The following is a 15,039-nucleotide window of genomic DNA, read 5'->3' as shown; positions in this document are numbered from 1 at the left end:
GCCGGGGCCCGGCAGGTGGTCGGACGACCGGGCGGTCGGCTCAGCCGAGGTCGCGGCGGGCGGCGATCTTCGAGGACATCCCGAAGATCTCGATGAAGCCCTTGGACATCGACTGGTCGAAGGTGTCGCCGGTGTCGTAGGTGGCGAGGTTGAAGTCGTACAGCGACTGGTCGGACTTGCGGCCGTCGACGACGGCCCGGCCGGCGTGCAGCACCATCCGGATCTCGCCGGTGACGTGCTGGTTGGCCTCGCTGACGAAGCCGTCCAGCGCCCGCTTCAGCGGGGAGAACCAGAGGCCGTCGTAGACCAGCTCGGCCCAGCGCTGCTCCACCTGCCGCTTGTAGCGGGCGAGTTCGCGCTCGACGGTGACGTTCTCCAGGGCCTGGTGGGCGGTGATCAGGGCGATCGCGCCGGGGGCCTCGTAGATCTCCCGGGACTTGATGCCGACGAGCCGGTCCTCGACCATGTCGAGCCGGCCGATGCCCTGGGCGCCGGCCCGCTTGTTGAGCTCCTCGATGGCCTGCAGGACGGTCACCTTGCGGCCGTCGATGGCGACCGGGACGCCGGCGTCGAAGGTGATGACCACCTGGTCGGCCTCGCGCGGGGTGGCCGGGTTCTGGGTGTACTCGTAGACGTCCTCGATCGGGGCGTTCCAGATGTCCTCCAGGAAGCCGGTCTCGACGGCGCGACCGAAGACGTTCTGGTCGATCGAGTACGGGGACTTCTTGGTGGTGGCGATCGGCAGGCCCTTGGCCTCCGCGAAGGCGATCGCCTTGTCCCGGGTCATCGCGTAGTCGCGGACCGGGGCGATGCACTTCAGCTGGGGGGCCAGCGACTGGATGCCGACCTCGAAGCGGACCTGGTCGTTGCCCTTGCCGGTGCAGCCGTGGGCGACGGTGGTGGCGCCGTGCTTCTGCGCGGCGGCGACCAGGTGCTTGACGATGGCCGGCCGGGAGAGGGCCGACACCAGCGGGTACTGGCCCTGGTACAGGGCGTTGGCCTTGATGGCCGGGAGGCAGTACTCGTCGGCGAACTCGTCGCGGGCGTCCGCGACCTCGGCCTCGACGGCGCCGCAGTCCAGCGCCCGCTGGCGGATGACCTCCAGGTCCTCGCCGCCCTGGCCGACGTCGACGGCGACGGCGATGACCTCGGCGCCCGTCTCCTCGGCGATCCAGCCGATGCAGACGGACGTGTCCAGACCGCCCGAGTAGGCGAGTACGACGCGCTCGGTCACGGCTTTCTCCTTCACAACAGTGCGAACAGGCTTACGGCGATAGGCATAAGTATGCACTACACCGTATGGATTTCAAAACCCCTGCCGAGGAACGGGCGAACCGGGGTCACGGGGCGGTGCGTCGGGTGGGCGGAACGGGGCGGGCCCGGGTCGGCCGGGCCCGGCCGGGGGCTACTGGGCCTTGGCCTGGGCGAGCTGCATCAGGTGGTCGGCGAGGGCCTGGCCCCCGGAGGGATCGCGGCTGATCAGCAGGACGGTGTCGTCCCCGGCGATGGTGCCGATGATCTCGAAGACCTCGGCCTGGTCGATCGAGGAGGCCAGGAACTGGGCCGCGCCCGGCGGGGTCCGCAGGACGACGAGGTTGCCGGAGGCGGTGGCGGAGACCATGAGCTCGCCGGCCAGCCGGGCCATCCGGCCCTCGCTGGCCGACTCCCCCATCGGTGCGCGCGGCGTGCGGTCGCCGCCCTCGGCCGGGACGGCGTAGATGAGCGCGCCGTCCCGGTTGCGGATCTTCACCGCTCCCAGCTCGTCCAGGTCCCGGGAGAGGGTGGCCTGGGTGACCACCAGTCCGTCGTCGGCGAGCAGCTTGGCGAGCTGGCTCTGCGAGCGCACGGGCTGGCGGGTGAGCAGGTCCACGATTCGCCGGTGGCGCGCGGTGCGGGTCTGCGGGACCTGCGGCGTCGGACCGGCGGCGGGCTGGTCGGCGTGGGGAACGGTCATGTGATTATTCTCCCGGACTACGCTCGGCTCGCATCGGCCGGGGCGTTCTCCCGCACCGTCCGGAGGATCTCCGGCAGCGCGGCCAGGAAGGCGTCCGCGTCCTGCTCGGTGAGCACCAGCGGCGGCGCGAGCCGGACGGCGTCCGGGACGGCGGCGTTGACCAGGAAGCCGGCCTCCTGGGCGGCGGCCTGGACCTTCGCGGCCACCGGCGCGGTCAGCACGATGCCGAGCAGCAGGCCGGCCCCGCGCACGTGCGAGACCAGCGGGTCGCCGATCGCCTCGACCCCGTGCCGCAGCCGCTCGCCGATCTTGCGGACGTGCTCCAGCAGGCCCTCGGACTCGATGGTGTCGAGCACCGCGAGAGCCGCCGCCGCGACCACCGGATTGCCGCCGAAGGTGGTGCCGTGCTGGCCCGGGGTGAGCAGCTCGGCGGCCTCCCCGAACGCGAGCACGGCGCCGATCGGCAGCCCGCCGCCGAGTGCCTTGGCGAGGGTGACCACGTCCGGCTCGACGCCCTCGACGGCCTGGTGGGCGAACCAGTACCCGGTGCGGCCGATGCCGGTCTGGATCTCGTCCAGGACGAGCAGGGTGCCGGTGGCCCGGGTGATCTCGCGGGCGGCCCGCAGGTAGCCGTCGGGCAGCGGGATCGCGCCGTTCTCGCCCTGGATCGGCTCCAGGAAGACGGCCGCGGTCTCCGCGGTCACGGCCGCGCGCAGCGCCTCGACGTCGCCGAAGGGGACGTGGGTGACCTCGCCGGGCAGCGGCAGGAACGGCTCCTGCTTGGCGGGCTGGCCGGTGAGCGCGAGGGCGCCCATGGTCCGGCCGTGGAAGCCGCCCTGGAGGGCGACCACATGGGTGCGGCCGGTCCGCCGGCTGATCTTGAACGCGGCCTCGTTGGCCTCGGCGCCGGAGTTGCAGAAGAACACCCGGCCGTCCCGGCCCGAGAGCGTCAGCAGCCGCTCGGCCAGCGCGATGGTCGGCTCGGCCATGAAGAGGTTGGAGACGTGGCCGAGGGTCGAGATCTGCCGGGTGACGGCCTCGACGACCGCCGGGTGGCCGGTGCCGAGGGCGTTGACGGCGATGCCGCCGAGCAGGTCGGTGTACTCCTTGCCGTCGGCGTCCCACAGCTTGGCGCCCTCGCCGCGGACCAGCGGGATCCGCGGGGTGCCGTAGTTGTCGGTGAAGGCGTGCTGCCAGCGGTCGGTGAGCCGCTCGTTGCCGGTCGGCTGCGCGCTGCCGCTGTGCTGTGCGTCGGTCGTCATGCCAGTCCCCCGGTCACGGTCGCTTCGTCGTCCGGCACGACCATCGTGCCGATGCCCTCGTCGGTGAAGATCTCCAGCAACAGGCTGTGCTGCACCCGGCCGTCCAGGACGCGGGCGGTGCCCACGCCGGAGCGGACGGCCCGCAGGCAGCCCTCCATCTTGGGGAGCATGCCGCTGGCCAGCTCGGGCAGCAGCTCCTCCAGCTCGGTCGCGCTGAGCTGGCTGATCACGTCGTCGGAGTGCGGCCAGTCGGCGTACAGGCCCTCGACGTCGGTGAGGACGACGAGCATCTCGGCGCCGAGCGCCACCGCGAGGGCGGAGGCGGCGGTGTCGGCGTTGATGTTGTAGACGTGCCCGTCGGTGCCCCGGGCGATCGAGGAGATCACCGGGATCCGGCCGTCGGCGATCAGCGCCTTCACCGCGCCGGCCTCGATGTTGACGATGTCGCCGACCAGGCCGATGTCGACCTGCTCGCCGTCGACCACCGCGTACCGCTTGACGGCGGTCATGGTGTGGGCGTCCTCGCCGGTCATGCCGACCGCGAACGGGCCGTGGCCGTTGAGCAGCCCGACCAGTTCGCGCTGGACCTGGCCGGCCAGCACCATCCGGACCACGTCCATGGTCTCGGGGGTGGTGACCCGCAGGCCGTTGGTGAACGAGGACTCCAGGCCGAGCTTGTCGAGCTGGGCGCTGATCTGCGGGCCGCCGCCGTGGACCACGACGGGGTGCAGACCGGCGTAGCGCAGGAAGACGACGTCCTGGGCGAACGCCGCCTTGAGGCTCTCGTCCACCATGGCGTTGCCGCCGAACTTCACGACGACGGTCTTGCCGTGGAAGCGCTCCAGCCAGGGCAGCGCCTCGATCAGCGTCATGGCCTTGGGCAACGCGGTGTTGTTGCGGGCCTGTTCGCCCTTGGGTGCGATCTGCACGTGTGTGGTCCCCGGCTCGGTCGGCAGGTGCGGCTGTGGCGGCTGTCAGCGGCTGTCAGGTGGAGTAGGCGCTGTTCTCGTGCACGTAGTCGGCGGTGAGGTCGTTGGTCCACACCGTCGCGGCGGCCTCGCCGGCGTTCAGGCGGGCGGTGATGACGATCTCCCGGCCGGTCATGTCGACGAGGTCGCGGTCCTCCCCGACGCTGCCGTCCCGGCAGACCCAGACGCCGTTGATGGCGACGTCGAGGCGGTCCGGGTCGAAGGCGGCGTCGGTGGTGCCGATCGCGGCCAGCACCCGGCCCCAGTTCGGGTCCTCGCCGTGGAGGGCGCACTTGAGCAGGTTGTTGCGGCTGATGACCCGGGCGACGCCGACGGCCTCCGCCTCGGTGGCGGCGTCGGTGACGTCGATCCGGATGTCCTTGCTCGCGCCCTCGGCGTCACCGATCAGCTGCCGCGCGAGGTCGGCGCAGACGGTGCGGACGGCCTCGTCGAACCCGGCCTGCTCCGGGGTGATGCCGGAGGCACCGGAGGCGAGCAGCAGCACCGTGTCGTTGGTCGACATGCAGCCGTCGGAGTCGATCCGGTCGAAGGTGGTGCGGGTGGCGGCGCGCAGCGAGACGTCCAGGGCGGCGGCGTCGAGCGCGGCGTCGGTGGTCAGGACGACCAGCATGGTGGCGAGGCCGGGGGCGAGCATGCCGGCGCCCTTGGCCATGCCGCCGACCGTCCAGCCGTCCTTCGTCACCTGGGCGGTCTTGTGGACGGTGTCGGTCGTCTTGATGGCGATCGCGGCGGCCTCGCCACCGGCGGCGTCGAGCTGCCCGGCGGCGAGGGCGACACCGGGCAGCAGGATGTCCATCGGCAGGCGCAGGCCGATCAGGCCGGTGGAGGCGACGGCGATCTCGCCGGCGTTGAGCCCCAGCTCCTCGGCGGCCCTCTCGGCGGTGGCGTGGGTGTCCTGGAAGCCGAGCGGGCCGGTGCAGGCGTTGGCGCCACCGGAGTTGAGGACGACGGCGGAGACCTGACCGCCCTTGAGGACCTGCTCCGACCAGAGCACGGGCGCGGCCTTGACCCGGTTGCTGGTGAACACTCCGGCGGCGGCCAGCGACGGGCCGTCGTTGACGACGAGGGCGAGGTCGGGGGTGCCGGAGTCCTTGATCCCGGCGGTGACGCCGGCGGCCCGGAAGCCCTTGGCGGCGGTCACGCCGACGTTGACGTTCTTGGTCACGGTGCGACTCCGATCAGGGGAAGGCCGAGCTCCTCGGGCAGGCCGAGGGCGATGTTCATGCTCTGCACCGCGCCGCCGGCGGTGCCCTTGACCAGGTTGTCGATCGCGCTGATCGCGATGATCCGCCCGGCGCTCTCGTCCAGGGCGACCTGGACCAGGGCGGCGTTGGAGCCGTAGACGCTGCTGGTCTGCGGCCACTGGCCCTCGGCCAGCAGGTGGACGAAGGGCTCGTCGGCGAACGCCTCGGTGTAGGCGGCGCGCAGGGCCTCGCCGGTCACCCCGGGCTTCGCCTTGGCGGAGCAGGTGGCGAGGATGCCGCGCGGCATCGGCACCAGGGTGGGCGTGAAGGAGACGGTGACCGGCTCGCCCGCGACCGGGGTGAGGTTCTGCGACATCTCCGGGGTGTGCCGGTGCTGCCCGCCGACGCCGTAGGCGCTGACGTTGCCCATCACCTCGCTGCCGAGCAGGTGGGTCTTGGCGGCCTTGCCGGCGCCCGAGGTGCCGGAGGCGGCGACGATCACGGCCTCGGGCTCGGCGAGCCCGGCCGCGTACGCCGGGAAGAGCGCCAGCGAGACGGCGGTCGGGTAGCAGCCGGGGACGGCGATGCGGTTGCCGCCCTTGAGCGCGGCGCGGTGGCCGGGCAGCTCGGGGAGGCCGTAGGGCCAGGTGCCGGCGTGCGCGGAGCCGTAGAACTGCTCCCAGTCGGCGGCGGCCTTCAGCCGGAAGTCGGCGCCGCAGTCGACGACCAGGACGTTCTGGCCGAGGGCCTCGGCGACGGCGGCGGACTGGCCGTGCGGCAGTGCCAGGAACACCACGTCGTGGTCGGCCAGCACCTCCGGGGTGGTGGGCTCCAGGATCCGGTCGGCGAGCGGGATCAGGTGCGGCTGCAGCGTGCCGAGCCTGGTACCCGCGTTCGAGCCGCCGGTCAGCGCCCCGATCTCCACCTCGGGGTGGCCGAGCAGCAGGCGCAGCACCTCACCGCCCGCGTATCCGCTCGCACCGGCGACGGCGACTCGCAATGCCATGGCAGTTCCCTCCTTGGTCGGAGCATGAATATACGCATCACGGAACATTCATGCAAGGGAGTGCGCGGCGGACCGGCAGGCGGACCGCTCCACACCCGGGCGGCGGGGTGCGCCGTCCACCGCGGACGGCTCGCCACCCGTCGGCGCCATGAGCTTAGGTTACCCTTAGTTGATCGTCGGGCGGCGCGCCCCCGGCGCCGTCGGCCCGGCCCCCGGCCGGGTCACCGGCGGACGGCCCGCAGCACCACGAACTTCGGGTTGCCCGCGACGACTTCGCAGTTCCCGAAGAGGCGGCGCAGCTTGACGTGGTAGCCGAGATGACGGTTGCCGACCACCCAGAGTTCGCCACCCGGGCGCAGCGCCCGGCGGGCACCGGTGAACATCCGCCAGGCGGTGGCGTCGGTGGTGGCCTGGTGGGAGTGGAACGGCGGGTTGTTCAGCACCAGGTCGACCGAGCCGGCCGGGACGGCGTCCGTGCCGAGGGCGTCGGCGGTGAGGAACTCGGCGGGCGCCCGCGGGCCGAGGTTCTCCCGGAAGGTCGCCTCGGCCGAGGCGACGGCCTGGTGGGACTCGTCGACGAAGACCAGCTCGGCGCCGGGACTGGCGAGCGCCGCCGCGGTGCCGACCACGCCGTTGCCGCAGCCGAGGTCGACGACCCGGGCCCCGGGGGCCGCCACCGGCAGGTGACCGAGCAGGAAGCGGGTGCCGATGTCGAGCCGCTCGGCGCAGAAGGTACCGGCGTGGTTGACCACCGTGCGCCCGGAGGCCGGGCCGATGTCGCCGGGCAGCGCGTAGCGGTGCGGCCAGGGGTTGGGGCCGGGGTCGAGCGCCGGGTCGGGGGTGCAGAAGATCAGCCGGGCCTTGCGGGCCGCGAGCGAGGTGCGGGTCGGGCCGAGGATCCGCTCGAAGAGCTGGAGGGTGGAGGTGTGGATCTCGGTGACCATGCCGGTGCCGATCACCACCGTGCCGGGGTGCACGGCGGGCGCGAGGCGGTGCAGCTGGTCCTCCAGCAGCGCGAGGCTCTTGGGCACGCGGACCAGCAGGACGTCGACCCGCCCGGGCGGGGTGTCGCGGGTGGTGAGCAGCCGGGCCGCGTCGGGGGCGGCGCCGGCCCGGGCGAGGTTGGCCAGGGTGGCCTGCCGGCCGAGGTGGGAGTCGCTGATCTGGACCGGCGCGGTACTCGGGGCGGGGGCCGGCACGGTGGCCGGCGCCGAGGCCGTCCCGGTGGTCGGGGCCGAGGACAGCGCGGTGGTCAGCGCCGTGGTCAGCGCGCCCCAGCGGTCGCCGAGGACGACGACGGTGCGGCCGGTGAGCTCGGTGACCGCGCCCTGGGCGCTGTCCGCCTCCCCGGCGAGATGGCGCAGCAGGTACTCGTCGGCGGCGTCCCAGGCGCGCAGCCGCTCGCGCGGGTCCTCCGGGAAGCGGGTGAGGTCGAAGGTGCCCCACGGGGTGGTGAAGGGGGTCGCGGCGGTGGGCGTGCTGAGGCGGTTCATCGTGATCTCAGGCTAGCCGACCACCGGGCGCCGACCGTCCGGTCGGCCGATACTGGAGGAGCCCGACCGGAAGGTCCTGACCGGAAGGGGATTGGGCCATGGACTGGAAGCTCGAAGTGGTGGTGGTCCCGGTGTCGGACGTGGCCCGGGCCAAGATCTTCTACGAGGAACAGGCCGGTTTCACCGTCGACCACGACACCCGGATCCGGGACGGGGTCCGGGTGGTGCAGCTGACGCCGCCGGGCTCCGGCTGTTCGATCGTGGTGGGCACCGGGGTCACGGACGCGCCGCCGGGCTCGGTGAAGGGCCTGCAGCTGGTGGTGCCGGACATCGTCAAGGCGCACGGCGAGCTGGTGGCGCGGGGCGTGGAGGTGAGCCCGGTCCAGCACTTCGAGGACGGCGCCCGGGTGGACGGCCGCGGCGGGGCGTGGAACTCGTTCGTCTTCTTCAACGACCCGGACGGCAACGGCTGGGCGGTCCAGGAGTCGCCGCCCGACTGACCCCGGCGCCCTCGCCGGCCCGGAGCCCGCACAGACCCCGGCGCGGCGCCGGGCCGCCGTGGGTAGGCTCGGAGGATGGTCGAAGACGAGGGAAGCGTCCGGGTGGACAGCTGGATCTGGTCGGTGCGGCTCACCAAGACGCGCGCGCTGGCGGCGGCCGCCTGCCGGGCCGGACACGTCCGGGTGAACGGCGAGCGGGTCAAGCCCGCGCAGGCGCTGAAGGCCGGCGACGAGGTGCGCGTGCGCCAGGAGGGCTTCGAGCGGATCGTCGTGGTGAAGCGGCTGGTCCGCAAGCGGGTCGGGGCGGTCGTCGCGGCCGAGTGCCTGGTGGACAACAGCCCGCCGAGGCCGCCGCGCGAACTGCTGGCGGCGGCCGGCGAGCGCGACCGGGGCGCCGGCCGGCCCACCAAGCGGGACCGCCGCGAGCTCGACCAGCTGCGGCACGGCTAGCGCGGCACGGCCGGCGGACCGCCCCGGGCCCGGCGGTCTCAGGCCGGGGTGTCGGTGAGGACCTTCGCCAGGAAGGCGTCCAGGTTCGCCACCGTGCGGGCCACCAGCTCCTCCTGCGACAGCGACTCCTCGGGTCGGCTGACCAGGGCGGACTTCTTCAGCCCGCGCAGGTAGAGCGAACAGGCCAGGTCGGCGCAGATGTAGGTGCCGACGGTGTTGCCCTCGCGGCCGGAGACGCCGGCCCGGCGGGCGGCCAGCAGCGCCACGCCCGAGCCCGCGTGGGCGGAGAGGCAGAGCGAGCAGACGTTGGTCTTGGTCAGGCTGCGGCGCACGGACGGCACCCGCAGTGTGACGCCGACCAGCTCGCCGCCGTGCTCGGCGACCAGGTAGCCGCGGTCGGGCGCGCCCTGATCCCGCCAGCCGAGGAAGTCCAGGTGCTCCCACGGGAGTTCGGCCAGACCCCGGGGCAGGTTGAGCCGACGGGCCTCGCCCTTGGAACAGTTGACGAAGGAGCCGCGGATCTCGTTCTCGCTCAGGGGGTTCATGATTCGCAACGTAACACCGAGCGCGCCGGGCGGTCGCGGCATTTTCCACCGAAGCGCCCCGCTGTGCGCCACCCGATGCGCCCGCCCACGGCCCGGAACGGGTCGGGGCCGGCGCCCGGCACGGGCCCCCCGGGCCGGCCGCCCGCACGGTGGTCGGGGCCGCACGGCGCGGGCCTCGACGGGTGGTTCAGGCCTTGAAGGCGACACCCGCGTAGGCGGAGACGTCCTGCCAGCCGGCGGGCAGCTCGTCGGTCGGGACGTGGCCGGCCCCGGCGCGCCAGAGCGGGAGCTGGACCAGACCGGGCCCGGCGAACCCGAAGTCGCCGAAGAAGGGCTCGACGGCGGCGCGCGGACGCAGCACCAGCGGCGCGCTGGCGCTCCGGTAGATCCGGGTGCCCTCGGCCGCGCTCTCCCGGGAGGCGAAGTCGGGGCTGCCGTGCGAGAGGATCAGCGCGCTGCCGGGCGCGAGCGCGTCGCGCAGGGTGCGGACGATCTCCTGGGCGCCGTCCTCGTCGCGGATGAAGTGCAGCACCGCGACCAGCATCAGGGCCACCGGCCGGTCCAGGTCGACGGCGGCGCGCAGGCCGGGGTGGTCGAGGATGGTCGCCGGCTCGCGGAGGTCGGCCTCGATGACGGAGGTGTGGCCGGCCTTGTGGCTCGCCAGCAGGGCGCGGGCGTGGGTGGCCACGATCGGGTCGTTGTCGACGTACACCACGCGGGCGTCCGGGGCGGCCCGGCGGGCCACCTCGCTGGTGGAGCCGACGGCGGGGATGCCGGTACCGATGTCGACGAACTGGCGGATGCCCTGGCCGGCCACGAACTCGACGGCGCGGCCGAGGAATTCGCGGTTGGTGCGGGCCAGCAGCGGCAGCGCGGGGTAGGCCGCTATCGCGGCCTCGGCGGCCTTGCGGTCCGCCTCGAAGTTGTCCTTGCCGCCGAGGTAGTAGTCGTACATCCGGGCGGTGTGCGGAACGCCGGTGTCCAGCTCGGTCGGCGGCTGCCAGTCCTCGGCCTTCACCCAGTCCCAGTCCGTACCGACGTCGGTCGTCGCGGTGTCCTCGTGCATCCTGCTTTCCGCCCCCTCAAGCCCACTGCCGGAATGCCTGCCCGTCACGGCGCCGGAGCGCCGCGCTGCGCGGGCGGCCCGGCCTGCCGGGCCCACCACGCGGCGCGCGGTGATCGTATCCGACGACACGCCGTGGAGACAGCGGGAGTTCAGGATTCCGCAGCTCCCCGGCCGTGGTGCGGGCACGTCCTCCCGGCGGGTCGGGTCGGCGCGCTCGAATCGCCCCGGGGTTTCACCGTCTCTATGCTGGCTGCCGATGACTGCCGACCGGATGACCGCCGACCGCCGCACCGTCCTGCGCGCCACCGCCAGGTTCGCCGCCCTGACCGCCGTCGGCGGCCTGCTCGCGGCCTGCGCCGGGACCTCCCCCCGCCGGGCCGACCCGGGGGCGCTCGCCGTCCACCCCGGCACCGTGGACCCGGCCGGCGGCGACCCGGCGGCGGTCGACCCGGCCTGGGCGGCCGGCGAGGGCGCCGCCTCCCCCGCCCCGGACCCCACCGCCCCGGCCGGACCGCAGGGGGCGGCCTCCCCCACTGCGGCCGCCACCACCGTGGCGCCGCCGGTCCCGCCCACCCTCACGCCGCTCGCCCCGGGCACCCCCGTCGAGGTCGCGTACGGACCGCGGACCGGCCGCAACGTCGCCCTGACCTTCCACGGCAGCGGCGACCCGAGGATCGCCACCGCCCTGCTGGAGATCGCCGAACAGCGCGGCGCCGCGCTCACCGTGATGGCCGTCGGCAGCTGGCTGGACCAGCAGCCGCAGATGGCCCGCCGGATCCTGGACGGCGGCCACGAGCTGGGCAACCACACCCAGAACCACCAGAACATCTCCGCGATGGGCCCCGACCAGGCGCGCGCCGAGATCGCCCAGTGCGCGGAGCGGCTGCAACGGCTCACCGGCTCGATCGGCCGCTGGTTCCGGCCCTCCGCCGCCCAGTACGCCACGCCGATGGTGCGCGAGCAGGCCCGGGCGGTCGGGTACGAGCACGTGCTCTCCTTCGACGTCGACCCGCGCGACTACAGCGATCCGAGCGCCGCGGAACTCCAGCGCCGGGTGCTCGCCTCGGTGAAGGGCGGCTCGGTGGTCGCCCTGCACATGGGCCACCAGTGCACGGTGGACGCGCTGCCGGGCATCCTGGACGGACTCACCAGGGCGGGGCTCGCGCCGGTCACCGCCAGCCGGCTCTGCGCCTGAGCCCTGCGGGCGGCGGGTGCGCCGGCACCCGGACGCACGGGTCCCGCGACCCGGGCCCGCCCCTTCGGAGCAGCGCCCGCGGACCCGGTTCAGCCTGGGAGGGGATGACCTACCGACGGGTACGGAGTAGTAACGTCGTCGGGGCGGTGCACCGGTGCACACCTATCGGTGCGCCCGCCCGCTGAACAGCAGCTTGCTGGGACACCTGTCGCTGGGAGACCCCCGGCACCACCGAAGGGCAACTGAGTGAGTGACATCGCGCGCGTCGGAGTGATCGGCTGCGGTCTGATGGGGTCGGGCATCGCGGAGGTGTTCGCCCGGGCGGGGCTGGACGTCCTGGTGTCGGAGGCGAGCGGGGAGGCCCTGGAGTTCGGTCGCACCCGACTGACCAACTCCCTGGAGACGGCGGTCAAGCGGGGCAAGCTGAGCCCCGAGGACCGCGACGGGGCGATGGCCCGGCTGTCCTTCACCACCGACCTGGCCGACTTCGCCGACCGCGACCTGGTGGTCGAGGCGGTCGCCGAGCGCGAGGACATCAAGGTCCAGATCTTCCAGACGCTGGACCAGGTGGTCGAGCGCCGGGACGCCATCCTGGCCTCCAACACCTCGTCGATCCCGATCGTGAAGCTGGCCGCCGCGACCTCGCGCCCGGAGCAGGTGATCGGCCTGCACTTCTTCAACCCGGCGCCGGTGCAGAAGCTGGTCGAGGTGATCCCGACGCTGACCACCTCGGCGACCACCACCGAGCGGGTCGAGACCTTCGCCTCCGAGGTGCTGGGCAAGGAGCCGATCCGCGCCCGCGACCGGGCCGGCTTCGTGGTGAACGCGCTCCTGGTGCCGTACCTGCTGTCGGCGGTGCGGATGTTCGAGTCGGGCGTGGCGACCGCCTCCGACATCGACAAGGGCATGGAGGCCGGCTGCGCCCACCCGATGGGCCCGCTGCGGCTGTGCGACCTGATCGGTCTGGACACCATCGTGTCGATCGCCGAGTCGATGTACGACGAGTACAAGGAGCCGCTGTTCGCCGCTCCCCCGCTGCTCTCCCGGATGGTCGACGCGGGCCTGCTGGGCCGCAAGTCCGGCCGCGGTTTCTACGACTACACCGCGAGCGTCTGAACCCGGGAACGGTGACGGGGCCCGGGAGCGGTATCCAGCTACCCGGGCCCCTGAGGTGCCACCCAATTGCTTGCACCGGCACGTTTAAGGGTGTGGGTCATTCTCACAGCATCGCGCTTTGCCATTGAAGCTACCGCGCCACGATAGAGGCGCAGACGGGAGTCGAACCCGCATCCGACGCTTACAGCACACACCCGGTCGATCCGGCGCTCGGCGGCGAATGCTGAGCCTGGAGCGAGAGTCTGAGTCTTACAGGGGCGCCTCTGCCATGTTGGGCCACTCCGGCGCGAAATGCCGGAGGGAGGACTCGAACCTCCACATTCTCCCCTGATATCAGCTTCAACCTCAGTATCAGCTTGCGCTCTTCGCGTCACCCCCGCTCTCATACGGGGGCGATCTGGGGGCTACCCGAACAGGTAGCCGAACACCGCCTCACCGACCCGGCGGTCGGTGACCTCCGAGCCGTTGGCCTCCTCGCGGGCGAACTGGACGGCCTGCTGGAGCTTCTCGACCCGCTCCAGGAGCTCGTTCACCCGCCGGGCCGGAAGGGCCCCGGAGAACTTGACCGTCGTCCAGTAGCCGACCGCGATGTCCTCGTAGTACACCTCGACCTGCGCCGGGTGCTTCTCCGTGGCCTCGGCCTTCACGTGGTTGCGCGGCACCTTCTTGGTGCGGATCGTGCGCACCGCCTCGGTCTTCCAGGAGTCCGTCGAGGCGTCGTGGTTCCAGGCCTCGGCGGCGTCCAGCACCGGCAGCTTCCGCACGAAGGTGCGCAGGTCGGTGAGCTGCTTCTCCAGGAAGAGCAGGTAGGTGACCGGCACCTGGGCCACCAGCGTCCGGCCGTCGACCACGACGTCGGCGCGGGCCTCGGTGTTGGCCCAGTCCTTCGTCGCGGTGACGTCGAACAGCCGGGACAGCGTCGCGGACGTGGTCCGCAGGACGTCCTCGGCCTTCACCTGGACGCGGGTGGACTCCGGGGGGAGCTGCTCGCCCTCCTCGTCCTTGGGCTGGTACGTCCGGGAGATGCCGGCCAGCAGCGCGGGCTTCTGCAAGTCCTGGTGGGACTGCGTCAGCTCCTGGAAGGACTTGGACTTGACGCCCTTTTCGACGGCGATGATCTGGTTCAGCTTTGCCACGTCGTCGAACGTATCAGCGATCGTGGCGGGGTGTCACCCGATAAACGGGGCGACCGCGGAGGCCGGGCGAACGGCCTCCGCGGTCGGCACGGGTCAGCTGTTGATGCTGTAGCTGTCGCCGTAGACCTTCCACTTGAGCGGGGGGTTGAGGTCGAAGTTCTTGGCGTTGAGGAAGACCAGCTGCTCGGTGTCGACGCGGCTGGTGTCGGAGTGCGCCTCCTCGGTCTTCATGGCGGCCCGGCGGGCGTCCAGGAAAGCCTTGAGGTAGGTGGCCTCGTCGCCGCCCTGGGCCGGGGTCTTGGCCTTCTTCATGGCGGTCTTGCGGATCCCGCCGAAGCTGGTCGAGCTGGTGCCCGGGCCGTGCATGACGATGGCGTCGTAGTAGGCGAACTGGCCGAGCGCGCGCAGGCCGTCGGACTTGGCCTGGCTGACGGCGGGGTTGAAGTAGACGCGGTCGCGCTCGTCGTTCTGCGCCTGCTGGAAGACGCCGTCCTTGGCCGCGGTGGCCCAGTCCTTCTCGAAGGCGCTGCCCAGGCCCGCGTGCGACTCGGTGCCGTTCACCTTGCGCAGCGCCGGCAGGTACTTGGCGAGGACGTTGCCCGGCTTGAGGTCGGTGTAGTGCTCGACCAGGTCGAGCATGTCGCCGGTGCCCGAGCAGAAGCCGATGATGCCGGCGGTGTAGCCGCGGCCGTCACCGATGTCCTCGATGTACTTGTACTGCGACTTCCAGTCCAGCGAGGAGTTCTCGGCGCTGGACACCAGCTGCATCGCGATGTCCTTCTTGTGCGGGTCGTCCAGGCCGGCGGCCTTGGCCTGGACGACGGCCGCGGTCGGCGCCGCGTGGGCTGCGCCGGCGGCCGCGACCGTGGCGGGCGCGGCCATCAGCAGGGCGGCGAGGGCTATCCGGACGGTGCGGTGCTGGGGACGGTGCATCTGACGCTCCGTGTTCCGTGGGGGGACGGCGGGGGGATGCCGTCGACCGGGAGTTAGGAAACTTTCCTAACCAAGAAATAGCGCCCACGATCCCCGCTCCGCAAGGGTTTTGACGGAAACTCCTCAAAGACCCAGGTCAGCCGCACCGGCCGGACCGCCACCGCCCGGACGACGAAGGGCCCCGCCGCCGGAAACCGGCGACGGGGCCCT

Annotated in this window: 15 protein-coding genes; 4 read left to right on the top strand and 11 right to left on the bottom strand. The window is 72.6% G+C overall.

Going from position 1 to position 15,039, the window contains the following annotated elements; all coding sequences use genetic code 11:
- Window positions 1-40 precede the first annotated feature (40 nt).
- The 7 genes from ABZ497_RS20995 to ABZ497_RS20965 form a co-directional block, all read right to left on the bottom strand.
- On the bottom strand, window positions 41-1,234 hold the full coding sequence (locus tag ABZ497_RS20995) for an argininosuccinate synthase (protein ID WP_359807291.1): 1,194 nt from the start codon (window positions 1,232-1,234) through the stop codon (window positions 41-43).
- 171 nt (window positions 1,235-1,405) lie between these two features.
- Complete coding sequence (locus tag ABZ497_RS20990; protein WP_329486860.1) at window positions 1,406-1,954, bottom strand: arginine repressor; 549 nt, start codon at window positions 1,952-1,954, stop codon at window positions 1,406-1,408.
- A 17-nt stretch (window positions 1,955-1,971) separates the two neighbouring features.
- Complete coding sequence (locus ABZ497_RS20985) at window positions 1,972-3,216, bottom strand: acetylornithine transaminase (RefSeq protein WP_352290992.1); 1,245 nt, start codon at window positions 3,214-3,216, stop codon at window positions 1,972-1,974.
- Window positions 3,213-4,088, bottom strand: coding sequence for an acetylglutamate kinase (gene argB / locus ABZ497_RS20980; protein ID WP_329492049.1), 876 nt, complete (start codon window positions 4,086-4,088; stop codon window positions 3,213-3,215). Before argB ends, ABZ497_RS20985 begins: the two co-directional genes overlap by 4 nt.
- Before the next feature lie 112 nt (window positions 4,089-4,200).
- Window positions 4,201-5,370 carry a bifunctional glutamate N-acetyltransferase/amino-acid acetyltransferase ArgJ gene (gene argJ / locus ABZ497_RS20975; protein ID WP_329486862.1) on the bottom strand — a complete coding sequence of 390 codons (1,170 nt, stop codon included), beginning with the start codon at window positions 5,368-5,370 and terminating at the stop codon, window positions 4,201-4,203.
- Window positions 5,367-6,395, bottom strand: a complete 1,029-nt coding sequence (gene argC, locus ABZ497_RS20970; RefSeq protein WP_329486863.1) for an N-acetyl-gamma-glutamyl-phosphate reductase — start codon at window positions 6,393-6,395, stop codon at window positions 5,367-5,369. The genes argJ and argC overlap by 4 nt, the downstream gene beginning before the upstream one ends.
- 221 nt (window positions 6,396-6,616) lie before the next feature.
- The gene (locus ABZ497_RS20965) at window positions 6,617-7,888 is read right to left on the bottom strand and encodes a methyltransferase (protein WP_359807287.1); all 1,272 of its coding nucleotides are present in this window, start codon (window positions 7,886-7,888) and stop codon (window positions 6,617-6,619) included.
- Window positions 7,889-7,986: 98 nt separating this feature from the next.
- Between ABZ497_RS20965 and ABZ497_RS20960 the strand changes: the two genes are divergently transcribed.
- Window positions 7,987-8,388: a VOC family protein gene (locus tag ABZ497_RS20960; RefSeq protein ID WP_359807284.1), complete on the top strand. Its 402-nt coding sequence runs from the start codon at window positions 7,987-7,989 to the stop codon at window positions 8,386-8,388.
- Window positions 8,389-8,463: 75 nt separating this feature from the next.
- Complete coding sequence (locus ABZ497_RS20955) at window positions 8,464-8,838, top strand: S4 domain-containing protein (RefSeq protein ID WP_329486866.1); 375 nt, start codon at window positions 8,464-8,466, stop codon at window positions 8,836-8,838.
- A 38-nt stretch (window positions 8,839-8,876) separates the two neighbouring features.
- Here ABZ497_RS20955 and ABZ497_RS20950 read toward each other — a convergent pair whose 3' ends face one another.
- Window positions 8,877-9,383: an FBP domain-containing protein gene (locus tag ABZ497_RS20950; protein ID WP_329486867.1), complete on the bottom strand. Its 507-nt coding sequence runs from the start codon at window positions 9,381-9,383 to the stop codon at window positions 8,877-8,879.
- A gap of 187 nt (window positions 9,384-9,570) precedes the next feature.
- A complete protein-coding gene (locus ABZ497_RS20945; RefSeq protein WP_329486868.1) occupies window positions 9,571-10,449 on the bottom strand; it encodes an SAM-dependent methyltransferase in 879 nt (292 codons plus the stop codon).
- A 256-nt stretch (window positions 10,450-10,705) separates the two neighbouring features.
- On the opposite strand from ABZ497_RS20945, the gene ABZ497_RS20940 reads away from it, so the two are divergent.
- Together ABZ497_RS20940 and ABZ497_RS20935 are read left to right on the top strand one after the other, a co-directional pair.
- Window positions 10,706-11,644 (top strand): polysaccharide deacetylase family protein, encoded by a 939-nt coding sequence (locus tag ABZ497_RS20940; RefSeq protein ID WP_352290988.1) that lies wholly within the window; start codon window positions 10,706-10,708, stop codon window positions 11,642-11,644.
- 246 nt (window positions 11,645-11,890) lie between these two features.
- A complete protein-coding gene (locus ABZ497_RS20935) occupies window positions 11,891-12,760 on the top strand; it encodes a 3-hydroxybutyryl-CoA dehydrogenase (RefSeq protein ID WP_329486870.1) in 870 nt (289 codons plus the stop codon).
- 404 nt (window positions 12,761-13,164) lie between these two features.
- Here the strand turns inward: ABZ497_RS20935 and ABZ497_RS20930 are convergent, their stop codons facing one another.
- Together ABZ497_RS20930 and ABZ497_RS20925 are read right to left on the bottom strand one after the other, a co-directional pair.
- On the bottom strand, window positions 13,165-13,896 hold the full coding sequence (locus tag ABZ497_RS20930) for a hypothetical protein (protein ID WP_329486871.1): 732 nt from the start codon (window positions 13,894-13,896) through the stop codon (window positions 13,165-13,167).
- 93 nt (window positions 13,897-13,989) lie between these two features.
- Window positions 13,990-14,778 carry a chitosanase gene (locus ABZ497_RS20925; protein WP_359807317.1) on the bottom strand — a complete coding sequence of 263 codons (789 nt, stop codon included), beginning with the start codon at window positions 14,776-14,778 and terminating at the stop codon, window positions 13,990-13,992.
- Between the last annotated feature and the right edge of the window lie 261 nt (window positions 14,779-15,039).

The organism is Kitasatospora sp. NPDC005751, from assembly GCF_040630835.1.
In the GTDB taxonomy this organism is placed as follows: domain Bacteria; phylum Actinomycetota; class Actinomycetes; order Streptomycetales; family Streptomycetaceae; genus Kitasatospora.
The sequence above is the reverse complement of the archived record's forward strand: the minus strand, read 5'-3'. Positions and strand labels throughout refer to the sequence as shown.